Below are 24,874 nucleotides of genomic sequence, written 5' to 3'. Positions count from 1 at the left end.
CCGATATATATATAAACGGAAAAAGGCGAAATGATGGAGGATCGGATGCAAAATACTCACCTACGAACATATGTAAAGAAACATCCTGATAATAAAATGGCCTGGTATTTACTCGGTAAGGAATATTTGGGTGAAGGGCAGGAAGCCAAGGCGAACTATTGTTTTCAACAGGCGGGTGAAGTCTACGAGGCTTTCGAGCGAAGCAAGGCACCGGCAGATATATGGGTGGATTATCAGGAGAAGCTGGTTGAGATGGCTGAGCAAAAAGAGAAAAAACATCGTGTTCGCAAGATGTGGCTTACCCTGCTGATGCTGCTTGTACTGGCAGGATTACCACCTGCGGATGCTCCTGGTTTCAATCGTGATGCAGCCGAGGCGTTGGCTTCTGCTTTGGAATCGACGGACGATTCCATGGATAACGAATCAGGTAATAACCCGAAGGAAGATTTGGCTCTTGTTGTGAACTCCAATGTGTTTACAGCTGGAGCATTCGGTGGAGGCAACCAGGGGGAGGCTGCACTTGCAGCTGCATGGTCGGGTTCTGTTGCGAAAGTGCAGACATCGGCTGTGCTTGGAATGCAGGTCGCAGGTAACTGGACATTATGGAAGCGAAATATGGCGGTGAAATATATCGTTCAGACGAACAGCAGTGGCAAATTAACGGCACAGAGTTATGATGCCAAACAGTGTAACTGTGAACCGCCGGAAGTATCACCGGAGATCAAGCGTCTGGCGCAAGCCTGGACAGCCAAACAGGAATCCGCTGCAGCTCTGTCGAGTGCAATGATTACATATAAGAAACGAAACGGAAACTGGCCGAAAAGTGTTGCGCAACTTGCCCAGCCATTTCCAAATAATATTCTGGGCGAGACTGCACCTGGCATGACCCGGATGTTTCCGGCACTACTAGCCATGCATCAAAAAGGACAAATGGGTAAAGGAAAAAACACAGCCGAGGGAAAACGTGAAGGTTCAGATTCGCAACAAGGCAAAAACGCTGCGTTTGTGGATACGTTAGGCGGAAAGCCTTTTTTGCAGGATCGGCTTGAGATTATCGTGGACAAGAGCAGACATAAGCTTGCACTGATTAGTGGCGACACCATTATTCGGAATTACGAGGTAGGGCTTGGGGGAGATCGTACTCCAGAGGGTTCGTTTGTCATTTCAGACAAAGTTGTAAATCCCAATGGTCGCTCCAATGGCGAATTTGGAAGTAGGGGCATGCAGCTATCGGACACGAATTATGCCATCCATGGGACCAACGAGCCAAACAGTATCGGGCTGGATGAATCCCTTGGATGTGTGAGAATGAGTACTGAAGATGTGGAAGAGCTATTTGCTCTTGCTCCTCAGGGAACTCCGGTACGCATCGGGAAAGATCTGCTGCCAGAGACAGCTATGGTTCCAGAAGCGAAGGATCGCTACCGGTACACACTTGTTCCCAAGCAAAATAATCCGAATAAGACGTATCATTGGTTGAATTAAACGATAAACCAAGTGATTCAGACCGAAGAAAACGTAAAATCCATGCTGGATTGGTATGTAGATGCAGAAACAGTAGGTTGAAGCATTTACAGGTTGGCGATAATAATAAGCGCACCAATGATAATGATCAGTCCACCGACGCTGGCTGCGGTCCAGATAATGGCTTTCCGGTTGACCTCATCTTTCTTTTGCTGCAAAGTAGGTGGTTTGCGTTTGGGAGCCATGGGCTGTTCCTCCTTCATGGAATAAGGCTATATAGATGTAGCCATGCTCCCATTGTAAAGAATTCAACTCGCCATTTCCAGTAGGCGGGTGGATTTCTTGTGAGCATTTTGCATATTACGAATCCTTCTGTCTATGCTCAAACTACTTTCCTTTTGAAGAAGAAACGGATAGACTTGTGTATAGAGTGTTTTTTTACATATGAAAAAGACGGAAAGCATTTTTTCAGCGTACCGGACCAGAACGGAGTGAGTGATTTGTTATACAGAAGTCTTGCTAAACCCTTGTTGTTCAAAATGGACCCTGAGCAGGCCCATCATCTAATTATCGGCGGCCTTAGTGGAATGGGGAGTATTCGCCCGGTTCCTTCCGGTTTGCGTGTCATGTATGGTGTGCGTGAAACATCGGATCTGGCTGTGGATATGTTCGGCTGTCATTTCCCTACACCTGTAGGACTTGCGGCTGGTTTGGACAAAAACGGACAGGCTGTAACGGGCTTTTCTTCCATCGGGTTTGGCTTCATGGAAGTGGGTACAGTCACACCGCTTGCACAGCCAGGTAACGACCAGCCAAGGTTATTCCGCTTGCCTCCCGATGAGGCATTGGTGAACCGGATGGGCTTCAATAACCTTGGCGCCGAAGCGATGGCGGGTGAATTGGCACGCCTCTCGGAGCGTCGTATTCCAGTGGCCGTAAATATAGGTAAAAATAAGGCGACATCGAATGAAGAAGCGCATTTGGATTATGCGAAATGCATTCGGGCGCTATACGATTATGCGGACCTGTTTGTGGTCAATATTAGTTCACCAAATACACCGGATTTGCGTAATCTGCAACATGGGAATGAACTGAAAGAATTGCTTGCCGCTGTGATGAATGAGATGGAGACGCAACGCAAGAGAGCAGGCGGTTCCGTTAAATCGGTACTGGTCAAAATCGCACCTGATGTGAATGACCAGGAGCTCGAATATATGGTGAGTACCATTGCAGATAGTGGAGTTGCCGGTATCATTGCAACGAATACAACGATCAGCCGAGAGGGCCTGTCTCATCAGCATGCCAAAGAGACAGGTGGACTAAGTGGCAAGCCGCTGCGTGATCGTTCCACAGAAATCATTCGCCAAATCTATCGCCAGACAGAAGGCAAACTGCCAATCATCGGATCGGGGGGCATTTTCACAAGCGAAGATGCTTACGAAAAGATTAAAGCAGGTGCCAGCCTGGTGGAAATATATACGGCATTGATCTATGAAGGACCTGAAGTGAACCGGCGCATTCATGCCGGACTGCGTGAATTGCTGCGCAAAGACGGTTATAGTCATATTTCGGAAGCTGTCGGTGCAGAGCATCGTTAAGCAATGTTTCAGAGTTCCCCGGGTTGAAAATTAGAAGCGTGGAAGAGGGTAATGTCGTACGGAACTCTTCCCCCCGCTTAACATCATGTATAATGGATAAGAACAGGGGAAGCTATAGAGACAGGAGGCATAAGCATGGACGGTAGAGACTGGGGTACATTTTTACTTCCTTATGAACAAGCGGTAGAGGAATTGAAAGTTAAGTTTAAAACGATGCGGGCGGAGCTTAAGAAAAGGGAAGAATACGCCCCGATCGAATTCGTTACCGGTCGTGTCAAAAAAATATCCAGCATTCTGGAGAAATCCAGACGCCTGAATGTGCCGCTTGATCAGGTGGAAACAGGCATTGAGGATATTGCAGGTATCCGCATTATGTGCCAGTTTGTGGATGATATTCGGCGGGTAGCCGAGTATATTCGTGGTCGTAAGGATTTGACGGTATTAATCGAGAAAGATTATATCACCAATTTCAAAGAGAGCGGCTACCGCAGTTTCCATATGATTATTGAGTATCCTGTTCAGACGGCTCTAGGGCAGAAAAATGTGCTGGCCGAGATTCAGATTCGGACGCTGGCGATGAACTTCTGGGCCACGATCGAGCACTCCCTAAGTTACAAGTTTCGGGAGAGTCTACCGGATGATATGCGTGCAAGATTGAAAAAGACGGCCGAAGCCGCTTTTGTACTCGATAATGAGATGTCGGCGATCCGTCTGCAAATTCTGGAGGCGCAAAAGGCCTTTGAAGATGACTCCAATATTGTATCAAGAACGCTGAACATCATACATCAATTGTACTTCTACCACCTCGTGAACGAAGCAATAGAGGCACAAAAGCGCTTCAATGACTGCTGGGAGCGTCATGATATGGAAGGGTTAAAAGACCTTCTGGATGATGTGAAAGCACTTCTGAATGCGGCTAGAAAGGGCGAAAACCCGGATGAGCAGCTATGAGCCGCTGTATGTGGACTATCTGATCTACTTCAACCGGGATCAGGACTACTTTGAATGCCATGAGGTATTGGAAGAACTATGGCTTGAACGGGATCGGGATTCTCTGTACAAAGGATTGCTGCAGATTGCAGTGGGGCTGTATCATTTCAGGAATGATAACCTTCGCGGAGGACGCATGATGTTACAGAGTTCGGTAGATCTGTTAAAGTCATATCCGGAAACTTCGCGAGGCATTGCCCTTGGGTCGTTGGTGCAGGAAGTACAGGAGCTGGTTCATGGACTTTCCGGTCCTGAGCCGCAGAATTTTCCTTACAGAGACTTGCATATTCAGATTCAGGATGAGGTGCTGGTGCAGGAAGTTCGAGAACGAGCTCTTGAACTGAAGCCTAATATTCCCCAACGCCGAAGTCCTACACGTGGACGAATCTATGAAGAGAAGATGAAAGCCTTGCAGCAAGAGCAGAACTTGCAGAGCGAGTAAGCTTGTAATGTAAAGACATCATTCATTTCATCATTAACATATTTTCAGACATATGATATTAAAAAAAACACCCCGGCAGTTCCTATAGAGGAATTGGCCGGGGTGTTCAATATTAAAGGACATCATTAAAGTTTGGAATGATTCCAGAGCTTGTCCATACAAAGGACAATATGATCCATGCGGGTCCATCGCAACCACGAAGAGTTATACGATTAGCTTGCTGATGGAGTGGTACTGCCTTTATATTTTTCGAAAAATTGCTTGTAGTCATCCAGGGTATAACCGTTGTCACTGCCATTTTCCTGCAGCCCGCCAACCATGCGGTCTTTCTCAATACCATCCTGATAATATACCAGAGTTGGTGTGTACTCAATGTTATAATCGGTCCAACCGGAATCGAATTCGCGCAGATTGAACTGTGGCAGTTGAATCCCTTCCTCATCGACCAGTGGCATCAACTGAGGTGTTGTCGCACGGCAGTGTGAGCAGTCGGAGGCAAAGAAATAGACAAAGAAGCTGTCTTTGTTATCAATTCTAGCTTTCAGATCGTCAGGCAAAATAATTTGTTGGTAGTTCGGATCGTTCAGCAGTTCGCGTGTTGCAGGATTAAGCTTGGAGGCGGCGATGCCATAAGCATTCCCCACAGCGTCCATTTGTTTCTTGGATTGCTGGTTCACCAGGACAAGTGCTGCAATCAAAACGACGAAAATACCCAGGAAAATAAGGATCGCAGCGCTTTTCTTTTTCTTCTTGGATTTCATTAAGACATCCCCCATCGATCATATCGAAATATAGTTTTGGCAAAAATACGGGATGGGATAATATGCATAAACACCCGAATTTTTGCACATCAATCAATCTACTTGCCATTATACTACATTACACGCTGTAGTGGAATATGTATGAAGCAATAGGAAAGCATTGCCCGGATATGATAACATAGAACTATATGCAATTTTAACAAGACAGGATGAGTGGGATTATGGCTGTACAGCTGCCTTCGATATTTGCCGAGCGGATGAAAAGCTTGTTAGGCGATGAATTTGAACAATTTATGAAATCTTATGAGCAGTCGCCACATGCGGGGCTGAGAGTGAATACGTTAAAAATATCGCTGGAACAATTCAAGGAAATTGCTCCATTTGATATGCGACCCATTCCGTGGTGCGGAACGGGTTTTTATGTGCCTCATGGAGTTAAGCCGGGGTTACACCCTTATTATCATGCGGGTTTGTATTATATCCAGGAACCAAGCGCCATGGCCCCAGTTGAATTATTGGATGTGAAACCCGGGGAACGCGTGCTGGATCTATGTGCGGCTCCTGGCGGGAAAACAACCCAGATTGCTGCCAAGCTTCAGGGGAAAGGTGTGCTCGTTACGAATGATATCCATGCGGAACGTACGAAAGCCCTCGCCAAAAACGTGGAACTGTATGGAGTACGCAATGCTGTTGTATTGAATGAATCACCGGAACGGATTGCGAATGCATTTCCTCATTATTTTGATAAAGTGTTAATCGATGCGCCTTGTTCGGGTGAGGGTATGTTCCGTAAAGATGAGGACATGGTGAAATCCTGGGAAAATCATTCGGTGGAAAAATGTGTGCTGATGCAGCGCGATATTCTGGAGACTGCGGCCAAGCTGCTTGCTCCAGGGGGAACCATCGTATATTCCACATGTACATTTGCACCAGAGGAAAATGAAGCGATGATAGCGGAATTTCTGAACATCAATCCTGATTTTGTGGTGAATGACATCCCGGGAAGTGCTGGATTTGCTCCAGGACGACCGGAATGGGTGCGTCAGATGTTGCCCGAAAAAGCAGAAGAGACGGGATCTGTGCTAGAGCAAACGCGCGGCACTGCTAGGTTGTGGCCCCACTTATTGGAGGGAGAAGGTCATTATGTTGCTGTATTGCAGCATCGTTCCGAATCTCTTACTGAAGAAGACGGAAATCAAAAAGAGGGCAGCGTTTTACAAATTGGACAGGCAGTGGACACAGATTCCATCGAACCAAATGAATCGGTAGAACCATTTATCCGTGCATCCGCACCAATCAGTAAAGAAGAGCGGAAACGGGAACGTCTAATGAGAACCGAATCCAGAGAACGCAATGATAAGCATACCCGTGGTGGCAAGGCTCAGGGAAAACAGGGTAAAGGAAACGAACGTGGTGGTCGCAAAAACGAACGGACTCAAGGACGAGGAACCGACCAGGCAAATGTCGATCCAGGAACGGTGTATGCTCAATTTGTACAAGAAAATTTGGGAATCGAGCTTGCTGGAGAAACCGTGTTTTACGGTGATCGTGTGTATCAATCTTCTGTGGGTGCTGCTCGTCTGGAAGGTCTCAAGGTTATTCGACCAGGGTGGTTTGTGGGTACCGTGAAGAATGGGCGATTTGTGCCCTCTCATCCGCTTGCATGTGCTTTGAATGCAGCTGAGGCCCAGAGATCCGTTAACATATCTTCCGCAGAGGGTGAAGCGGTAAGGTATCTCAAAGGAGAAACGTTGAACATCGAAGAAGCACGAGTAGAACGTCAAGCAGATACAGCGGCCAAAGGTTTCGTGCTGGTATGTGTGGACGGTTTTGCGGCTGGCTGGGGCAAATGGCTGGATGGTGTACTGAAAAATGAATATCCAGCAGGCTGGAGGTGGACATCGGTATGAGTGGAAAAGGAAAACAAACGCTGCGTCTGGATAAAATATTAAGCCATATGGGTGTGGGGTCCCGAAGTGAGCTCAAAAAGATGGTCAAGCAGGGCAGAATTCGTGTGGACGGGAAGCCGGTAAAAGACAGCGGTGTGCAGGTTAATCCAGACGTAAACGTAATTGAAGCTGATGGAGAGCGGATCGTCTATCGGGAAATGATCTACCTGATGCTGCACAAACCACCTGGCGTGGTGTCGGCAACCGAAGATAATCGGGATAAAACGGTGATTGATCTGCTGCGTAAAGAGGAGCGTGTCTTCGATCCGTTCCCTGTGGGACGACTCGACAAAGATACCGAGGGTCTGCTCATTCTTACTAATGATGGGCCACTTGCCCATGATCTGTTGTCCCCGCGTAAACATGTGCCCAAGACGTATGAAGCTCGTGTGCTGGGGAACGTTGATGAAGAAGATATCGTAAAATTCAAAGCCGGCATTCAGCTGGATGATGGATATGAGACGTTGCCTGCGGAACTGACTGTGCTTCATCGTGAGGAAACGGAAGAGGGCGTGTTTTCTTCCATTTCATTGATCATTCATGAGGGCAAGTTCCACCAGGTGAAAAGAATGTTCCAGGCTGTTGGCAAACGTGTGGTTTATTTGAAACGTGTTGCCATGGGTGACCTGGAGCTGGATGCCAATCTGGAAATTGGCAGTTATCGCGAACTAACCGCAGACGAGTTAGATCGTCTGCGGAAGTAACAGCTCCCGTCCTTCGCGAAGCGGAGCAGGGAGCCCGGGCAGGAGGCGAAGTCCTGCCCACCGCACCAAAGGTGCAGCAGCTCACGTCCTTCGCGAAGCGAAGCAGGGAGCCCGGGCAGAAGGCGAAGCCCTGCCCGTAATGGTCCCGCTTGAGCTTGGGCGGGACCGCCGCTGTTAAGCGGCAGACCCGGCAACCAAGCGTTCCCACACCGACCGTCACATAGCAAGCTCCTACCTGCCGCCGGTAAACGAGACGGGAGTCCAGAGGGCAGAGCCCTCTGGGGCCCTCCCTCGGAAGGGAGGGTTTGGGTGGGTGCGACTCTTTTACAGATAAGGAATGAAGACAAATGACAATTAAATTAATCGCACTGGATGTTGATGGAACGCTGCTTAATGATCATCATGAACTTACCGAAATGACGCAAGAGACCTTAATTCGTGCTTCCCGTCAGGGAGCTGAGATTGTCCTGTGTTCAGGCAGAGGTCCTGCCAATACGATTCCGTTTATGGAACAGATGGGACTTGACGGATATGTCATTACACATAATGGGGCGGTAACTGCCCAGGTTCAGACTCGTGAAGTGGTGCACCATTTTGCCATGGATGGACAGGGGCTGGAGCCTTTCATAACTTACTGCCGCACGCAAGGTGTGCATTTTGATATCAACACAGCGTTTGGACTCTATGTGGATCAGCCGGAAGGTTTGGAGTTGCAGGTACGCGAGATGTATCAAAACTTTATGGCAGAGCCATTAAAGCTGCCGCAATGGGCGGATATGACAGAGCCGCTTGCGAAATTCACTGCGTTTGGACCGATTGAGCAAATGAACGCAGTGCAGCAGGAGTGGTCGACCTGGAATCTTCCATATTATATGACGCGTAGCGGTGATTTTTTCATTGATCTGATGCATCCCGAAGCCTCCAAAGGTGCAGCTCTAAAAAGACTGGCCGAAGCAAAAGGAATCCTGCCTTCCGAGATCATGGCGGTAGGTAACTATTATAATGACATCACCATGTTGACCTTTGCAGGCAAAGGGGTGGCGATGGACAATTCCCCGGAGGAAGTTAAGGCTGCTGCGGATGAGGTTACACTTTCCAACAACGATCAGGGTGTGGCCCACGCTATCCAAAAATATGTGTTGTCCGTCTAATAGTTCGCTCTTAAAATCTGAATATCGTTGTATCTTATAAACTGTCGCTCTCAAGGGTAACCTAATAGAATAACGTTAGGAACCGAGGAGGACAGGTGCATGGAACTGAAAGTAGAGCTGATTCCTGATCTTCGTACATCAGGCGGCGAAGTGTTGGATATTATGGTGGACGGTCAATATGCGGGTTCATTGCTGCTCGTGTTCAGGGAAGGGGATCGGGTATCCGGCAGCCTTCAGATTGAGCAAAATTCGCTACCTGACGAGACAGAACAGTATATAGTTGAGCAGGTGCACGAATATATTCGTTCTCTCGCGGATGCGGTAAGTGCTGCTGAATATGAAGTGCTTGTAAGCTGCGGTACACTGTATTCTGTGTTACAGAAGCCAGAGTCTCAAACGGATGTGTTCATTCAGTCGTCACGGTCTGAAGATACGTATAATCACGATGGACAGAATGGTCGAGCTGATGTAAATGAAGTACACGTCATTCCTGGCTCACAAGCCGAATCATTTACATATGAAGACCCCGAACAACTGCTTGAAATGGAGCTTGTAAGCGCCGGACGCAGCATTTCCACCTATGTATTTAATGACGCCAATGGACAGGAACTGGCCGAAGCCTCTCTGAAACAATATGGTGCAGATGTACAGGGTGAGATCCACTGGTATGATGAACCAGCAGAGAATTATCAGGATGCGGCTGCCGAGCTGCTGGTACGAGAGCTGGATGAAGAAATCATCGATACGATTACGATCTGCATGTGGCATCAAGGGCAGGAGCTGGAATCTGCGGAATGGGTACACCGAGATTTTGCGGATGATGATCAGATAGCGTCCGAAGAAGATCTCGAAGAGATTGAAGCTGCTGAAGAAGCCTGTTATGTCATGTTGGTACGCAAAGATCGGGAGTTTCGGGTATATGAACTGTTCCTACAAGAACGCGGAGGGTTACCTGTAGGAACAGCAACGATTGATACCTCACAAGCAGATTTGTCAGGTTATATCGATTATCAGGTTCCCGGCACAAGTGTTCAGCGAAAGAGTTTGGTTGAAGTTCTGATGCGAGAGCTGGACAAAGAGCTTGAGTTTGATACATTACATCTCACGATGTTATACCGAAATCAAATTATTGATGAAGCGAAGATTGAAGGGTAAGAGGCACAGCCTCTTGCCTTTTTTGTTTTCTTTTTGACGAAAAAGCCATTTCCCGGTATAGTACCATTAGTTTAAGAGAGACCTGGAAGTGGAGGAGAATCATGAAGCACTCATTCAGTATCAAAACAGACTACATTAATGATGAATTTAAGGCATTGCAGGCTCAGCCGGAAGACACGGAGGATGTGATGTCTCTGCTTATGGAAACAGCCGAATGGCTGCGGAGCCAGGGGTCTTCTCAATGGAATGCGTTGTTAAAAGGTGAGGATTCTCATAATACGGCGGAGGCTATTCAGCGTGGCGACGTATTTGTATTTAAAAAGGGTTCTGACGTAGCTGGCATGGTTATTTTGATGAGCCAGCCAAGTGCGTGGGATGTGCATTTGTGGGGAAGCAAAGCGCATGCCGGGGATGGCGCACTTTATTTGCACCGATTAGCCATTCGCAGAAAGTATGCCCAGAGTGGATTGGGAAGGGCGATTTTGCAATGGTCCAGCAGCGGGATACAGTTTGAGGACAAACATATCGTCCGATTGGATTGTGGAGCCGAGAACGCAACATTGAACGCATTCTATGTGCGTAATGACTATACTTTTGTGGGAGAGACAGACGGCTTCAGTACGTATGAGAAGGCGGTCACACATCTGTCTGTATAACACTGTATGCAACATATCGGGTGCATTCAAAAGCCGGGAGCTACCACTGCTCACCGGCTTTCATTTGCATGTGGGCAAAGAGGTTTAACTTTCAATCCATACATCCGCTTCTTAGCCGAGCATCTTCTGAATATGTTGTATATACGACTCCGGAGTAAGGGCTTTCGCTCAAACAAGATGAAAAAGATAACGTATAGTAGAATAATGGCAGTCAGATAGCGATTACTTCAAGTGGAATTCCTCAGTACCTAACAGTATTCGTAATGTCGTCAGCGTCAGATGCAACATGGTACAATTGATATTGAAATGAATTCTAGTATTCGGCTGTAAATGAGCGAGTGATAAGGAATCTCATTTTGTACCTTTACTGAACATATGTTCTGATATATCATGATTGAAGATGTAATGAAAAGATTTATGCTAGAAAGGGGGAAACTAACGGTGAGATTGCTGCAGGCGCTTTTCTTTCCTCCGGAGCAGCCCGGAGGTGTATCCTCTATGATTCCGTATATGCAAGAGAGGTTTACAACCCCGAGGTGGGAGATGGATCTATTCTCGTTGCCTAAGCGAATTCGCAACAAGGGCAGGGAAGATATCCAGTTTGAGACGTTCGATTGGACTGCGTATCAGGATAGTCCTGTTGTGCAAAAATATATGCAAACCTACCGGGATTATTTGTGGTGGACCAAGCTGCGTATTCAGAAGCCTTACGATCTGATTCATGCCCATCACCCTATTGCGGGGCTTGCAATGAAGAAGGTTTTCCCGGATGTTCCTCTCATTCAAACCATCCACTCCAGTTATGAGCGAGAGCTGATACTGAATGGACGCATTGAGCCAAATGGACCAGAGCATCAATTCCTGCTGGCCATCTATGGTGAACTGGAGTACCAGGCAGAGCGGTTGTTAACGGTATCGGATTCTTTCCGTCGTTATCTGGCGCCTCATGTACAGCATCCCGATGTTATCGGTGTGATTCCGAATGGTTTTGATGAGAAAAGGTTTAAGCCAATTCCCCATGAGAATGCAATACCACAGCTGGTCACCGTATGCCGTCTGGTTCCGGCGAAAGGGCTGGATATTCTGTTCAAAGCCTGTGCCGAGTTGAAAGCGCGGGGACATGATTATGTGCTTCATATTATCGGGGACGGACCGATCCGTCCAGATTTGGAAGAATTAGCCCAGCGGCTGGGCATTTATAATGAGACTATTTTTTATGGTTACACGCTGCACCCGGAGGAATTCATGCCATTTTTTGATATCTTTGTACTTCCTTCGCGGGCGGAGGCATTCGGATCTGTTTTCGCGGAAGCAGCGCTTAGCTGTCTTGCTCTTGTAGGTACAGATGTTGGCGGCATACCAGAGCAGATCGAGAACGGCAGTAACGGCTTGCTGGTGCCTTCAGAAGATCCATCTGCACTGGCGGAAGCGCTGGAGAAGGTGATGGTTGACCCGGCGTACCGTTATGAGCTCGCTCGTTCGGCCTGTGAGAAGGCCAAAACCCATTACTCTTTGGGCAGATCGGTCAATGAACTGAAAAAAATGTATTTGCAATTTCCGAGCCAGTTCTAACTTCTGGAAAGGGAAAAGAAGGAAGCCGCTGTATGAACAGCGGCTTTTTTATATTTAGGGAAATGATATTTCGTAACAAAAATACGTTGTTATAGGTGTTTGTTACGACCTCGAAAGCTTCCCCATCGATCCATTACTAATTTTGCACCCCAGATTAGTGCCAAACTGCCGAAAATGGGGTAAAGGATAGAGAGCAGGGAACTGAATCCAAACTGGCTGAGCGAATAACATAGCAGCATGATGGCCAGTATGATTAGTTTGGGATGTACGTGGACATGCTGTCTGAGTTGGAGGGTCATTCCATAAATATCGGCTACAAATGTACTGAAGATTTCCATAAAAATCAGGGATACATAGATAGACTGGACTACCCATCCAAGTTGAAAGGCAATGCTGCCCATTGGAATTTCAAATTGTGTGATGCCAGGCATCTGGGCTGACATGGCGAAGTGGGCTGCCATAAGCATGAATCCTACACCAATCCCGCCCAGAACGCCGCCCCATTTGAGTACCTTTCGGCTGCGAATCTGATTCCCCACCGGAACGAGCACTGCTTGGGCAAGTGCCAGGTTGAATGAAGTATACAAAAGAGGAGATAACCAGACCTGGATTGGATTGCTGTCCGTGGTTAATGTAATAAATCGGTTTGCGCCGGGATGATGTATGGTGCTGGTGATCATAAGCAGAGAGAGCAGGAGCATCATAGGCACCACGATACTGTTCATTTGTAGAATAGCCTGAATACCCCGTCCAAGCAGTAGATAAGTACCGATAAGGGTAACAATCAGTCCGGTCTGATAATGAAGTCCCAGATGCTCTACAAAGACCGACCCTGCTCCGGCCAGCATGACACTGTTTACTCCAATGAGTATCACAAGGGTAACCCATGTAATCCAGTTTCCTGCTTTATGACCGAATAGATGCTTGTTGAGATCTTCGTAAGAGCGCGAGCCGGTATCATGGGCAATCAGCATCATTTTTGTACCTAACCAGACAAAGAGCATGGTCGATAAGCCAATGGTAATGGTGGCCCATTTGCCATACTGGGTAAAGAACTGCAATATCTCTTGCCCTGTTGCAAAGCCGGCTCCTACTACCGTTCCAATGTATGTAAATGCGATCTGCAGCACCCGAAATGCCTGTTTCATGCGTTTCCCCTCTCAGGCCCCTGAATAGTTTGGACATGCGGGTGCCATGGTACAAGGTATGCTTGACCCGTCAAAGTCATGACAATTGAAGTGTGGCAAAGGGTCATTTAACATGCTCTGAACAAGAGCAAAGGCAATTTCGCTTGAACTGAGAGCCGGATCTATGATACTTTTACGTCATAGGATAGGCTTGGGAGGTCAAATTATGGAAGTATTGAAACAACGAATTTTACAAGAAGGTGTAGTCATGTCAGATCAGGTGCTGAAGCTGGATGGTCTGCTGAATCACCAGATTGACCCTGCACTGACGATGGAAATGGGACGGGAATTTGCCGCTCGTTTTCGTGAAAGTGGTGTAACCCGGGTCATTACAGTGGAGTCTTCCGGGATTCCGGTCGCTTTTGCTGCTGCACATGAACTGGGTGTTCCACTGGTATTTGCCCGGCGCAAAAAAACACTTTTGGCTGACCCCGACGCTTACTGTGAAAGAGTGCCTTCTTTTACCAAAGGGATCGTAACGGATATTATGGTGTCCCGTGAATATATTCATGAGAATGACCGTATTTTGTTTATTGACGATATCATTGCAAATGGCGATGCCGCTCGTGGTGTCATCAAAATTATCGAACGTTCGGGTGCGGAACTGGTCGGATTCGGTGTCGTGGTCGAAAAATGTTTTCAGGCCGGAGCGCGCACTATTCGTGAGCAGGGTATCCCGGTTGAAGCGTTGGTGCGCATTCGTTCACTGAACGATGGCACTGTACAATTCGACGATAACGAATTGTGACTTTTTAAAGGAAAAAGTGCCTATTTTTATAACAATGCCTTTGCATGACCGCTGATTTCATTTATAATGGGGTTATGTTAGGGAGAGGAGGCAACACCATGGGTAACCAACCGGCAACAGAACAATTTTTTATTGATAAGCTGGCGGAATCGAAAGTACATTTTGAGCGTGCCCTGGATTGTAAACATACGGAATTCGATGACCTTTATCCCTATATGATTGAACATCCTCAATTTTTCTGGTACAAACGCTACGTTGCTTGGTCAGAATTGCTGACGATTGTAGGCTTGTGCGAAGAGTTGTCCTTCTCTTGGAAAGAACAATTTACACCGCATCAAGTGGAGTACCTTGAAGAACGTGTGATGTCCGCCAAAGTGCTTGATTTTTGGTTTGAGAAGAACGACAGCAAAGAGCACGCGCAGCGGTAACTTTCAGTCGGGACATATTTCGAATGACATGACAGTCCAATACAGTCACGTGAGACCTAAATGACTTTTCATTTAGGTCTCTTTTTGTAAATAATTTTTTTGGGAAAGTAGGCGCCATAAATATGATCAGTGATGCAGAATTGGATGCACTGCGTTTATCGGGTGAAAAAGTAAGGGTAGTACGGGACGAGATTCAGTCCAATGATGTGACAGGCATTGTAGTGGCCTGGGACGGGGAGCAGGTGCTCATTCGCCGTCAGAATCGTCGTGTGGTTAAGCTTGATCGGAATTATCAGTATCAGTTGTTCAGCGAACCACGTAAGAGCCCGCTCGAAGAATAGGACATGCGTTTTTAGGTTCATTTACCATGGATGTTTTGGCATAATTGCACCTCTCGGGAGAGAAGATAGGTACAGTGAGAGCTTGTAACATATCAGCCGAGAGGATGTGCGGTAACCATGACACTGATGAATGATAAGGTTCATGCCTATAAAGATCAGATTGGTGAATTAAGCGACGTGCTGCCAGCTGTGGTGAAGTCTTATCATGAGTTCACTGGAGAGTGCTTTCAGGCAGGGGCGATTGATGCCAAGACCAAACAGCTGATTGCGCTGGGCATTGGACTGTTTGCAAACAATGAGGTATGTACGTTTTACCATGTGGAAGAAGCGCGTGCCAAAGGAGCGACCGATCAAGAGATTATGGAGACGGTTGCTGTGGCTGGAGCAGTTGGCGGAGGCCATGCGTTGTCTCAGGGTGCAATGAGAGTACAGAAGGCTTTACATTAAAAGCTTTGGTTAAGACGGATGATGACCTTGTGTACCTCTAGAAAATCAATATTAATGTAGACAAAGATAGACAAAGAAAAGGCTCCGGTTATAACCGAAGCCTTTTCGTGTTAACTTATATTTTGCCCAGCATTTTGTTATACATAAACTGTCCTGTTACCCGGCGTGCTGTTACGTAACGATCGTTGAAGTAAGGATTAGATAATTGAGTGATGCTGACACCCTTGCTGCTTGAAGCATGAGCGAACTGTCCGCCCCCGATATATACACCTGTATGTGAAATGCCACTGCCCATCGTATTAAAGAATACCAGGTCACCCGTACGCAGATTAGCTTTGGATACCGGCGTTCCGGCCTTAGCTTGTTGCTGGGAAGTGCGTGGTAATTCAATGCTATATTTGTTGAAAATATATCTCATAAATCCAGAGCAATCAAACCCGGCGAGTGTAGTACCACCCCATTTGTAAGGTATGCCTGTCATGTTGTTAACGACGGTGTTAATACTGCTTGCCTCTGTGCTTGCTGCACCAGATGTAAATAATACTGCTGCTCCAAAAATGGAGATGATAAGCTTTTTCAAAATTTTTGTTCTCCCTTCGATGCCTACGGAGTTAGCTAAGGGTTCGGTAGAAGGTTCCCTATATTTCCTATGTATAAGAATAATTCACCCAAAATGGTTCCCCCGTTTTCAAACATGAAACTCGGCAAATGAATAATTAAGTTTTTGTAACCTTTTGAAACTATATTGCATAAATGCGAAAATGTCAAACCGTTCTTGAACACTTCTTATCATCTCAATGTTAACGGAATTATCGCTATTTATGTAGAAATAACTCGAATGTTGAGTTTTGATAGATGACAAAAAAGTAACTACTGTTTCAAATGCAGGATTCCAGCTTCCTAACACCTTAAGAGGAGGTGGGTATGCCTGGTACGGAACTGGCCTTCCAACATATAATTCATTTAGACAGTTTTTTATCATCAATTGTATTGGCCTTAGTTTTTTGTTTTGCATGAAATGATGGATGAGTACAGCTTTACATATTAAATAAGGAATTATTTTTTTTGTTGACACTAATTACCTGCACATGATATATTATTTCTTGTCGCCGCGATGTAATTTCTCGGAGATACAACATACGCGGTCGTGGCGGAATTGGCAGACGCGCACGGTTCAGGTCCGTGTGGGCTAACCCCCGTGGAGGTTCGAGTCCTCTCGACCGCATCATATGTAATACGAAAAAGGTTCCTAGAATGGCATTACTGCCACTCTAGGAACCTTTTTTCTTTGTTTACGGATTAGAGTGATGGCTCATCCTGGTTGTCTTCAACCCATTCCCTTAATTTGAGCAAAGGTGAAGTTTTTATTTGTTTATTTATCCATTAATGGAAATATGTTTGTTCTGCGACGGTTTGCCCCTATATTTCAGGTGAATTGTACGTAAAATACCGAATTGTACCTATCCTGGAAATCCACCATACACTATTCTCTTCTCGTGTGGAAGCGCTATCAACAGGAATTTGATTGACCAAATTCAGAGGGGGTAGGGATAATTTGAAACGAATCGGAAAAAGGATGGCAATGTGTTTCATGGTGTTCATGATTGCGGCAGTGCAGTTCGGAATTATGGGAACGACAGGTAATGTGGCACAAGCAGCAGATAAGAGTCTGGCCCAAAAGCCGTATATGGGTTGGAGTAGTTACAGCATGCAAGTATATGACGGGGCGGGTAACTGGACATCTGCCGAGAGTATTAAGAAGCAATCGGATGCCATGCGCGAGAAGCTGCAAGCCCATGGATATGAATACATTAATATTGATGCTGGTTGGAATGGTGACGAAGATGAATACGGCCGTCCTATTCCGAGTACTGTTCTTTATCCAAATGGATTTCAGGAGGTCATCGATTATGTCCATAATAACGGACAGAAGATCGGAATCTATCTGATTCCGGGATTATCCATCACAGCCTATGATAAAAATCTTGAGGTGTATGGAACGGGCGGGGCATGTCGTATGCAAGATATTGCAGTAAAACCGCTCGTTGTTATGGATGCTTGGGATTCGTACACGTACAAAATTGATTTTTCGAACCCTTGCTCACAGAAGTACATTGACTCCATCGCGGATCTTCTTGGAGAGTGGGGTATCAATTTTGTCAAATTCGATAGTGTGACGCCAGGATCGGGAATTAATAACCTGAGCCGCGATGCACGCGGTGATGTGGAGGCTTGGTCCAAAGCCCTGGACAGAAATAACATCTGGTTTGAGCTTTCCTGGGCGCTTGACCACAATTACGTGGACTTCTGGAAAAAGTATGCGAACGGCTGGAGGATCGACTGGGATGTTGAAGCCTATGACAGCAGTAAGGGATTGACCGAATGGTCGAGTATTTCCCGCTTGTTCCCCATCGCTGCCCTCTGGTGGCGGGATGCAGGTCCCGGAGGCTGGAACGACTTCGATTCACTGAATGTCGGGAATGGCTCGATGGATGGTCTGACCAGGGACGAGCGGAAGACCGCTACCACGTTCTGGGCAATCTCTTCAGCACCGCTTTATACAGGTAATGATCTGACCAGGCTGGACAGCTATGGGCTGGAACTGCTGACGAATGACGAAGTCATTGCGGTCAATCAGGCTGGTCGTCCAGCCCATCCGGTTTCCATGGACACCAAACAGCAGGTTTGGTATGCCAATAACGGAGATGGTACGTACAATGTAGCTCTGTTCAATCTGGGCAATCGGAGTGCCGAGGTCAAAGTGAAATGGAGTGATATTGGCCTCGAAGGTGCGGCTTCGGTCCGTGATCTCTGGAGCCATTCCGAACTGGGGAATTTTAATCATGAATTCAGTGGCGGCGTACTGGAACCCCATGCTTCCCGGATGCTTAAGGTAACCGCATTAAGCGGTACATCAGCTGTTAATGATGATGATACGGGCATGCGCTATAGTGGAGATTGGAAGCGGAACGGGGGCAAGGAGCAAATCGATGGCAGACAGGATCTGAGCATCGCTATTACGGATTCCTCGACCACTGGTCCAGCGAATATGAATACCCAACAAGGAGCTGACTTGGAAGCTGGAGTTGACCCAACCGCGAATACAGAAAATGTAGCAAATGCTGCTTCCATGGATGCGGCTACTGTTACCGATGTGGTTTATATTAATGATGATGATAGCCATATTCAGTACAACGGTTCATGGAGTCCAAATAGCAGCAGAGGTTTCGGAGATTACAAAGATGATGTACATTTTACTGAGGATGACGGCGATTATTTTGAATATACCTTCACGGGCACAGGTATTGATTTGCTGACGGAGAAGGACAAGGGTCTGGGAGACATGATAGTCACACTCGACAATGGAACGCCTGAAACGGTTAGCGCTTATACCGATGATGAACGAGAAGCCCAACAGGTGCTGTATAGTGCTGCTGGGTTGACTAACGGTTCACATACCTTGAAAGTCGTCAAAAAATCAGGCCAGTATATGCTGCTGGATGCGCTTAGAGTAACAAGGGAAATTCCTACAGGAGAGCAGAACAGCACCATTAGTCCGGCTTCTGCTGACTTTGACAAGGCAACAGAACAACAGAAGGACATTACTGTCACGCTCACATTGAACGGAAATACATTAACTGGCATTGAAAATGACGGAGTAATGCTCAGTGAAGACGACTACACGGTGGTCGATGACCAAGTGAACATCAAGAAAGAATATCTCACCCAACTGCATGTAGGAACAACAGACTTCGTTATCAATTTCAGTGCTGGTGATCCGCAAACTCTTACTGTTCGAGTTAGCGATACAACGGGCATTCGTTATGTCCTGATCAATAACGACGATCCGGCAATTAAATACAATGGCTCATGGTCCCGCAGTACTGGTAGAGGCATGGGCGACTATAAGGATGATGTACAGTATACCGAGACGAATGGTGATTCTTTTGAATATACCTTCAGAGGAACAGGGATCCAACTGTTCACGGAGGTAGACCAGTCACAGGGAGATATGGATATCTATGTGGATGGTCAATTCAAGGAAACGGTCAGTGCGTATCGCAACGGAAGATTGGCACAGCAGAATCTATACAGCATATCGGGCTTGCCTGATGGGCAGCACACGTTGAAGGCCGTCAAGAAATCGGGTAGATTTATGCTGCTTGATATGCTCAAGGTTGAGCTCCCGAATATGATTAATCCGGTGAATGCGAGCTTTGACAAATTAGCTTCTGCTCAGGCTGACATTGATGTCACGCTGCTGATCCAGGCGGGAAGCTTTAAGGGCATTACCAACGGCTCCAATGAACTGACACGAGGGACTGATTATACGGTTAATGGCGACCGCGTTACACTGAGCAAAACATATCTTGCTGCCCAGCCTGTGGGAACGTTAAATCTCAGTTTCTCCTTCGGCGGTGATTATCTCAATGACGTACATTCTACGACGGCGGATGGAGATTTCTTCGAGTACACCTTCAAGGGTACCGGAATAAGCTTGATTACACCTACTGGACCGGAGCAGGGAGAAGTAGATATTTATGTCGACGGACAACTGAAGCGAACCGTGAACGCATACAGTCCGAGTCGCCAAATGATGCAGGAGATTTACAGCATCTCAGGACTGGCAAAAGGTCAGCATACACTCAAAGTTGTGAAGAAATCCGGTGATCTTATGCTGGCCGATCAACTGAAATTTACTGTCCCTACTGGAAACGGAAACGGAGAACCAACGAATCCGTCCAATCCGTCGAATCCAGGTGGTCCATCCAATCCAGGCGGACCATCGACTCCAGTCGTCCAGCCTTCAGACCCTTCTGTGCCAGCGCCAACTCCTGAATCCGGAACTACTGACGGGACAACAGGAACGGATGATGGTCAGGATATTCCGTACAAGGCGTATATTCAAGGATATCCGGGCGGTTTGTTCAAGCCAGATAACAAGCTCACCCGTGCAGAGATGGCAACCATACTCGCATTGGTATCTGAGAAAGAAGCCACGGGATCTGCTGTTGCATTCAGTGACGTTAAATCTGAATATTGGGGAGCCGACGCCATTGCTAAGGTAAGCAAGATGGGGCTGATGAATGGCTACAAGGATGGCACGTTTAAGCCAAATCAGTCATTGACTCGTGCGGAGATGGCCACTCTTGTGTCCCTTCTTGGTCCGGCTTCTGAGAATTCAGGCGATGGATTCTCGGATATCGGTAGTCACTGGGCCAAGGAAGCCATTTTGAAAGCGCAAAGCGCAGGCATTCTGAGAGGCTATAAAGATGGAACTTTTCGACCGAATGCTTTACTGACAAGAGCGGAAGCCGTTGTAGCAATCAACAGAGCTTTGGGCAGAGCACCGCTCACGAACGTTTCGCAGCCACAGTGGAAGGACGTTCCTTCCACACACTGGGCCTTTGGCGATGTTGAAGCAGCATCCGTCGATCAGGTTGTAAAAGCCCGATCAGAGGTGGAAGAACCGAAGAAGAAATGATGTGAACTAGGAATGGGGGCCATCTCGGCCCCTTTTTTCTGAACGTTAAGGAGTTATGGAAAAGGAGGCTTACTATACAAAAATCACTATTGGAGACGCACATCATCTCAAACCAAAGAACTTCGGAAATGTTAAAAAAAGCAATGATAATCGTCTTTTGATCGTTGCCTTTTATTCATTCCCGAATGAAACATGATTGAATAATGAGATAAAACAATTGACTAACCCGGAAAATATTATTATCTTTGATAACGCTACCAATACCTCAAGGAGGGGGAGGAGGGTTACCCATTAAATATTCCAATGTTTTTCGTAAATTTTTAATTTCCTACGTGATCATTTTGGTGATACCCAGCATTGGCGGTTATATGTCTTATCTGACGTCCATCTCCGTAACACAGTCCATTTCGATTGAAAATAGTGTTACCCAACTTCAGAAAAGCCAGGAAATATTGGAGGGCCGCATGGCGGAAGTGGAGGGCTTCACCCGACAGCTTGCGGTCAATCAGGAATTGAACGTTCTTATGAATGAAAGGGACAACGAAACCAACGTATATGGGATATGGAGAACGATGGAGAATGTGTTGACCTTTGGACAGACCAATGATTTTCTGCAAAATTATTATATTTATCTTGCGAATTACAATCTAATTTTGACCCCGGGTTCTTCTTACAGACCAAATCACTATTACGCTGATTTTCGTTATAACGATCTTTCGTTAGAAGAATGGATGAAGGACGTGTTGGGGAAGACCCATCGGAGTGAGATTAAACCGCTTAGTTCCTATGTCAGTAGGGGGAAGCAGACTTCCGTAATCACATATATGCAGTCATTGCCTCTGGACAGCTTCAATGATTCTTCACCGGCTGTCGCCGTTGTAATCATTGACGAGAAAATGATTCTTAGTCTGTTGTCCAGCCTGAATGACCGATACGGCGGCTGGGTTCATATCAGCGATGCGGAGGGAAATACCATTGCGCTGCAAGGGAGCTCCGAGCCCGAGATGGTGAAAATGGCCACTGACTCTCATTTTGATCCAAGTAGAGTCAGCCAGTTCTATGGAGATGATCTTGTGATCACTACAAGATCTGATAAGAACGGATGGGTATATCAAGCGGGCATTCCCCGTCATGTCCTGATGGAGAATGCAAACAGGATCAAGGGGATGACGATGCTGATTACAGGCGGCACACTGCTCATCGGACTGATTGTTGGACTTGTGCTGGCTTATCGCAACAGCGTTCCAATCAATCGACTGTTAAGTGTAATGAAAGAGCAGTTTGGGAAGGATGAATCGGCTCCCAAAAATGAATTTGACTTTTTGAGTGGAAATATCGCTGATATGCTTACCAAGAATAAGCTGCTTGAATCCGAATTAAATCGCCAGCTCCCACTGGTCAGGGACGCCTTCCTGAAGCGGTTGATCTCCGGGGAATTCAAATCGCGGGATGAGATTCTTTCCGCCGCCGAACAGGCAGATATTAATTTGTATCAAGGCACGGGATATGCAGGAATTGTCCAGATTAAGGGTTATGCCAGTATGGATAGTGTTGATATCCTGAATGAACTGAATGCCTCCCGACTACTGTTGAAGCAGGCTTTGGCTGAACTGGACGTGGATGTCCTGATGACCGATATGGGCTCGGATAAAGTGGTCATCCTGTTCTTTTCCAAAGAAACCGACTCCGAAAAGGATCGTGAAAAGGAAGATATCACGCACATCATGGAGAATCTGGCACAGTATGTGTTCAATGAATACAGGATCACCATTCAGTCAGGATTCGGAAATCTCTTCACATCGTTGACAGAGGTTAGCCTTTCCTTTGATCAGGCCAATCAGGCGCTGGAGTATGCAGTCTACATGAACAAAAAAGGCTTGATGTGGAACAATGAAGCCCAAACCGAAAATACAACGTACTATTACCCGCTGGATTCGGAACAGCGACTGATTGGCACGATCCGTGCAGGTGAACTTGAGGAGGCCAAACGGATTGTCGATGCAATCATTGTGCAGAACATGGAGCAGCGGGAGTTGTCCATGGAAATGAAGCATCAACTTGTTGGAGAAATGAAGGGGACTTTTCTCAAGTTGCTGGACCAAAAGGCATTTACGGAATATGCCTCCATTGAGAATGTGAAACGGCGGGTCATTGATATTGGTTCCTCGGAGCCGCTCGAAACGATCAAAGCTGAGTTTTATGAGATCATGGAAGAACTGTGCTCCGTTATTGCAAACAAGAAGAAGGATGCCCATATTCAAATCATCAAACAGATTAAGGAATATACTGCGAAAATGTATTCAGACACAGAGCTGACTCTGTATCGGGTGGCAGAGCATGTGGAGCGCCCCGAGAAATACATCTCTCAATTATTCAAAGAGTTTACGGGTGTTAATTTCTCCGACCACCTGATCAAAGTCCGAATGGATCAGGCTGTGATTTTGTTAAAAGAGAGCAATTATACAGTGGATGAGATTGCGTCACGGGTAGGTTATAATAGTTCTCACTCCTTCAGGAGGGCCTTCAAGCGATTGAATGGCGTTTCGCCCAGTGTGTATAGACAATCGGTTGACGATTAAATGAAAGGAAGACCTACAGGCTGTGTTGTCCGTGTTCCGGACAATACGGTCTTTTTTTACGAATACGCCCCCGCAATGGAAAAATGGCTGTCGTACTGCGGATTTGTGCCCCCAAAAACAGGATAACTGTACGTTTAACGGCGCAGGTGTACCTGTTTATGGGACATTAAAATCGACTATGATCAGAATCAAGAAAGCGCTATCAAAATTTACGCATCGCAGACAGCTAGTAAGGGGGGATTGTTCTGGAGAAGGAAATCGTATTAAATCACAAGACATCAACACAGCCGAAGGCACCTGGTTTTCTGACCAATGCCCGCAAAAGAATGATGAAGCACTGGCAGTTACATCTACTGGTGATTCCGCCCTTGCTATTTTTTCTCATCTTCAAGTATTATCCGATGATCAATGCGGTTCTTGCCTTTAAGGACTATAACGTCATCAAGGGAATATGGGGAAGTGATTGGGTTGGTTTTCAAAACTTTCGTCTGTTCTTTGAGAACCCATTATTTTGGACCCTGGTGAAGAACACCATTTTACTTAGCGGTTATTTAGTGTTGGCCGGATTTCCAATTCCGATTGTGCTCGCACTCATGATAAATGAGGTGCGCGGAGCCAAGTTCAAGAAATTCGTCCAACTCGTATCCTTTGCACCCTATTTCATCTCAACAGTCGTGATGGTATCCATGATCATGCTGTTCCTGGCACCACGGCTTGGATTTGTGAACATCGCCATGAACTTCTTTGGGTTGGATTCCGTGAATTTTCTGGGTGAGCCAGGCATGTTCCGCTCAATCTACGTCTGGTCCGACATTTGGCAGACTGCGGGCTACAGTGCGGTAATTTATTTGGCAGCACTTGCCGGAATCGATCCCACATTGTACGAAGCGGCCAAAGTTGATGGGGCCTCGCGTTTTCAAAAAATCCGTCACGTGGATCTGCCAGGGCTGGTGCCAACCATTGTCATTATTTTGATCCTGAATGTCGGAAATGTCATGGCGATTGGCTTTGAGAAAGTCTACCTGCTACAAAATCCGCTCAATCTGGCTAATTCTGAAATCATTGCAACTTATGTCTACCGAGTCGGCCTGTTGAATGCCAACTATAGCTTTGCAACTGCCGTAGGGCTGTTCAACTCACTGATCAATCTGGTCTTACTGGTTACGGTGAATGGTTTGGCGAAGAGAGTTACTAAGAATAGCATTTGGTAGGAAAGG

22 protein-coding genes, 1 tRNA gene and 1 riboswitch are annotated in these 24,874 nt (G+C 46.6%); of the genes, 19 read left to right on the top strand and 4 right to left on the bottom strand.

The annotated features are described in order from the left end of the window. The first annotated feature begins 45 nt into the window (after positions 1-45). Positions 46-1,485 carry a L,D-transpeptidase family protein gene (locus tag HP548_RS10440; protein WP_076292027.1) on the top strand — a complete coding sequence of 480 codons (1,440 nt, stop codon included), beginning with the start codon at positions 46-48 and terminating at the stop codon, positions 1,483-1,485. A gap of 86 nt (positions 1,486-1,571) precedes the next feature. On the opposite strand, the gene HP548_RS10435 is transcribed toward HP548_RS10440, so the two are convergent. Continuing rightward, complete coding sequence (locus tag HP548_RS10435; RefSeq protein WP_162842436.1) at positions 1,572-1,709, bottom strand: hypothetical protein; 138 nt, start codon at positions 1,707-1,709, stop codon at positions 1,572-1,574. Between the two features lie 255 nt (positions 1,710-1,964). On the opposite strand from HP548_RS10435, the gene HP548_RS10430 reads away from it, so the two are divergent. The 3 genes from HP548_RS10430 (at position 1,965) to HP548_RS10420 (ending at position 4,494) form a co-directional block, all read left to right on the top strand. Continuing rightward, positions 1,965-3,062 carry a quinone-dependent dihydroorotate dehydrogenase gene (locus HP548_RS10430; RefSeq protein ID WP_175381654.1) on the top strand — a complete coding sequence of 366 codons (1,098 nt, stop codon included), beginning with the start codon at positions 1,965-1,967 and terminating at the stop codon, positions 3,060-3,062. A gap of 135 nt (positions 3,063-3,197) precedes the next feature. Beyond that, positions 3,198-4,013, top strand: coding sequence for a GTP pyrophosphokinase (locus HP548_RS10425; protein ID WP_053783647.1), 816 nt, complete (start codon positions 3,198-3,200; stop codon positions 4,011-4,013). Then, positions 4,000-4,494 carry a DUF309 domain-containing protein gene (locus tag HP548_RS10420; RefSeq protein ID WP_175381608.1) on the top strand — a complete coding sequence of 165 codons (495 nt, stop codon included), beginning with the start codon at positions 4,000-4,002 and terminating at the stop codon, positions 4,492-4,494. Before HP548_RS10425 ends, HP548_RS10420 begins: the two co-directional genes overlap by 14 nt. A gap of 212 nt (positions 4,495-4,706) precedes the next feature. On the opposite strand, the gene HP548_RS10415 is transcribed toward HP548_RS10420, so the two are convergent. Then, positions 4,707-5,255 (bottom strand): thioredoxin family protein, encoded by a 549-nt coding sequence (locus tag HP548_RS10415; RefSeq protein ID WP_099853532.1) that lies wholly within the window; start codon positions 5,253-5,255, stop codon positions 4,707-4,709. 221 nt (positions 5,256-5,476) lie between these two features. Here HP548_RS10415 and HP548_RS10410 point away from each other — a divergent pair, with 221 nt between their 5' ends. The 6 genes from HP548_RS10410 (at position 5,477) to HP548_RS10385 (ending at position 12,442) form a co-directional block, all read left to right on the top strand. Beyond that, a complete protein-coding gene (locus HP548_RS10410; RefSeq protein ID WP_175381607.1) occupies positions 5,477-7,165 on the top strand; it encodes an RsmB/NOP family class I SAM-dependent RNA methyltransferase in 1,689 nt (562 codons plus the stop codon). After that, on the top strand, positions 7,162-7,908 hold the full coding sequence (locus HP548_RS10405; protein WP_099853528.1) for a pseudouridine synthase: 747 nt from the start codon (positions 7,162-7,164) through the stop codon (positions 7,906-7,908). Before HP548_RS10410 ends, HP548_RS10405 begins: the two co-directional genes overlap by 4 nt. Positions 7,909-8,255: 347 nt before the next feature. Further along, positions 8,256-9,059, top strand: coding sequence for a Cof-type HAD-IIB family hydrolase (locus HP548_RS10400; protein ID WP_099853719.1), 804 nt, complete (start codon positions 8,256-8,258; stop codon positions 9,057-9,059). 99 nt (positions 9,060-9,158) lie between these two features. Then, on the top strand, positions 9,159-10,214 hold the full coding sequence (locus HP548_RS10395) for a hypothetical protein (protein WP_175381606.1): 1,056 nt from the start codon (positions 9,159-9,161) through the stop codon (positions 10,212-10,214). Between the two features lie 101 nt (positions 10,215-10,315). Next, positions 10,316-10,870 (top strand): GNAT family N-acetyltransferase, encoded by a 555-nt coding sequence (locus HP548_RS10390; RefSeq protein WP_076289376.1) that lies wholly within the window; start codon positions 10,316-10,318, stop codon positions 10,868-10,870. 441 nt (positions 10,871-11,311) lie between these two features. Next, positions 11,312-12,442: a glycosyltransferase family 4 protein gene (locus HP548_RS10385; RefSeq protein WP_076289377.1), complete on the top strand. Its 1,131-nt coding sequence runs from the start codon at positions 11,312-11,314 to the stop codon at positions 12,440-12,442. 89 nt (positions 12,443-12,531) lie between these two features. Here the strand turns inward: HP548_RS10385 and HP548_RS10380 are convergent, their stop codons facing one another. Beyond that, on the bottom strand, positions 12,532-13,590 hold the full coding sequence (locus HP548_RS10380; protein ID WP_076289378.1) for a YkvI family membrane protein: 1,059 nt from the start codon (positions 13,588-13,590) through the stop codon (positions 12,532-12,534). A gap of 205 nt (positions 13,591-13,795) precedes the next feature. Here HP548_RS10380 and HP548_RS10375 point away from each other — a divergent pair, with 205 nt between their 5' ends. From HP548_RS10375 to HP548_RS10360, 4 genes are all read left to right on the top strand, one after another. Then, entirely contained in the window at positions 13,796-14,377 is a 582-nt protein-coding gene (locus HP548_RS10375) for a xanthine phosphoribosyltransferase (RefSeq protein WP_063564778.1), read from the top strand. A 98-nt stretch (positions 14,378-14,475) separates the two neighbouring features. Beyond that, positions 14,476-14,805 carry a hypothetical protein gene (locus HP548_RS10370; RefSeq protein WP_024629266.1) on the top strand — a complete coding sequence of 110 codons (330 nt, stop codon included), beginning with the start codon at positions 14,476-14,478 and terminating at the stop codon, positions 14,803-14,805. Positions 14,806-14,927: 122 nt separating this feature from the next. After that, on the top strand, positions 14,928-15,146 hold the full coding sequence (locus tag HP548_RS10365) for a hypothetical protein (protein WP_076289379.1): 219 nt from the start codon (positions 14,928-14,930) through the stop codon (positions 15,144-15,146). Positions 15,147-15,263: 117 nt separating this feature from the next. Next, positions 15,264-15,593, top strand: a complete 330-nt coding sequence (locus tag HP548_RS10360) for a carboxymuconolactone decarboxylase family protein (protein ID WP_062322073.1) — start codon at positions 15,264-15,266, stop codon at positions 15,591-15,593. Between the two features lie 115 nt (positions 15,594-15,708). On the opposite strand, the gene HP548_RS10355 is transcribed toward HP548_RS10360, so the two are convergent. Continuing rightward, positions 15,709-16,173 (bottom strand): C40 family peptidase, encoded by a 465-nt coding sequence (locus HP548_RS10355; RefSeq protein ID WP_076289380.1) that lies wholly within the window; start codon positions 16,171-16,173, stop codon positions 15,709-15,711. A gap of 5 nt (positions 16,174-16,178) precedes the next feature. Continuing rightward, a riboswitch (cyclic di-AMP (ydaO/yuaA leader) is annotated at positions 16,179-16,310 on the bottom strand. A gap of 424 nt (positions 16,311-16,734) precedes the next feature. Here HP548_RS10355 and HP548_RS10350 point away from each other — a divergent pair. The 5 genes from HP548_RS10350 (at position 16,735) to HP548_RS10330 (ending at position 24,868) form a co-directional block, all read left to right on the top strand. Beyond that, positions 16,735-16,818, top strand: a tRNA-Leu gene (locus HP548_RS10350). Positions 16,819-17,148: 330 nt separating this feature from the next. Continuing rightward, positions 17,149-21,078, top strand: coding sequence for a X2-like carbohydrate binding domain-containing protein (locus HP548_RS10345; protein ID WP_175381605.1), 3,930 nt, complete (start codon positions 17,149-17,151; stop codon positions 21,076-21,078). A gap of 368 nt (positions 21,079-21,446) precedes the next feature. Continuing rightward, a complete protein-coding gene (locus HP548_RS10340) occupies positions 21,447-23,657 on the top strand; it encodes a helix-turn-helix domain-containing protein (protein ID WP_175381604.1) in 2,211 nt (736 codons plus the stop codon). Positions 23,658-23,835: 178 nt separating this feature from the next. Further along, complete coding sequence (locus tag HP548_RS10335) at positions 23,836-24,084, top strand: hypothetical protein (RefSeq protein WP_175381535.1); 249 nt, start codon at positions 23,836-23,838, stop codon at positions 24,082-24,084. Beyond that, on the top strand, positions 24,014-24,868 hold the full coding sequence (locus HP548_RS10330) for an ABC transporter permease (RefSeq protein WP_024629272.1): 855 nt from the start codon (positions 24,014-24,016) through the stop codon (positions 24,866-24,868). The genes HP548_RS10335 and HP548_RS10330 overlap by 71 nt, the downstream gene beginning before the upstream one ends. Positions 24,869-24,874 lie beyond the last annotated feature (6 nt).

Source organism: Paenibacillus taichungensis, assembly GCF_013359905.1.
GTDB lineage: Bacteria > Bacillota > Bacilli > Paenibacillales > Paenibacillaceae > Paenibacillus > Paenibacillus taichungensis.
This window is presented reverse-complemented; position numbering and strand designations above follow the sequence as displayed.

Bases quoted from the DNA above. Each gene is read 5' to 3' on its own strand.
- HP548_RS10440 (WP_076292027.1), top strand. From the start codon at position 46: ATGCAAAATACTCACCTACGAACATATGTAAAGAAACATCCTGATAAT.
- HP548_RS10380 (WP_076289378.1), bottom strand. From the start codon at position 13,590: ATGAAACAGGCATTTCGGGTGCTGCAGATCGCATTTACATACATTGGA.
- HP548_RS10435 (WP_162842436.1), bottom strand. From the start codon at position 1,709: ATGGCTCCCAAACGCAAACCACCTACTTTGCAGCAAAAGAAAGATGAG.
- HP548_RS10335 (WP_175381535.1), top strand. From the start codon at position 23,836: ATGATCAGAATCAAGAAAGCGCTATCAAAATTTACGCATCGCAGACAG.
- HP548_RS10370 (WP_024629266.1), top strand. From the start codon at position 14,476: ATGGGTAACCAACCGGCAACAGAACAATTTTTTATTGATAAGCTGGCG.
- HP548_RS10415 (WP_099853532.1), bottom strand. From the start codon at position 5,255: ATGAAATCCAAGAAGAAAAAGAAAAGCGCTGCGATCCTTATTTTCCTG.
- HP548_RS10375 (WP_063564778.1), top strand. From the start codon at position 13,796: ATGGAAGTATTGAAACAACGAATTTTACAAGAAGGTGTAGTCATGTCA.
- HP548_RS10405 (WP_099853528.1), top strand. From the start codon at position 7,162: ATGAGTGGAAAAGGAAAACAAACGCTGCGTCTGGATAAAATATTAAGC.
- HP548_RS10420 (WP_175381608.1), top strand. From the start codon at position 4,000: ATGAGCAGCTATGAGCCGCTGTATGTGGACTATCTGATCTACTTCAAC.
- HP548_RS10340 (WP_175381604.1), top strand. From the start codon at position 21,447: ATGTCTTATCTGACGTCCATCTCCGTAACACAGTCCATTTCGATTGAA.
- HP548_RS10360 (WP_062322073.1), top strand. From the start codon at position 15,264: ATGACACTGATGAATGATAAGGTTCATGCCTATAAAGATCAGATTGGT.
- HP548_RS10410 (WP_175381607.1), top strand. From the start codon at position 5,477: ATGGCTGTACAGCTGCCTTCGATATTTGCCGAGCGGATGAAAAGCTTG.
- HP548_RS10395 (WP_175381606.1), top strand. From the start codon at position 9,159: ATGGAACTGAAAGTAGAGCTGATTCCTGATCTTCGTACATCAGGCGGC.
- HP548_RS10400 (WP_099853719.1), top strand. From the start codon at position 8,256: ATGACAATTAAATTAATCGCACTGGATGTTGATGGAACGCTGCTTAAT.
- HP548_RS10390 (WP_076289376.1), top strand. From the start codon at position 10,316: ATGAAGCACTCATTCAGTATCAAAACAGACTACATTAATGATGAATTT.
- HP548_RS10425 (WP_053783647.1), top strand. From the start codon at position 3,198: ATGGACGGTAGAGACTGGGGTACATTTTTACTTCCTTATGAACAAGCG.
- HP548_RS10365 (WP_076289379.1), top strand. From the start codon at position 14,928: ATGATCAGTGATGCAGAATTGGATGCACTGCGTTTATCGGGTGAAAAA.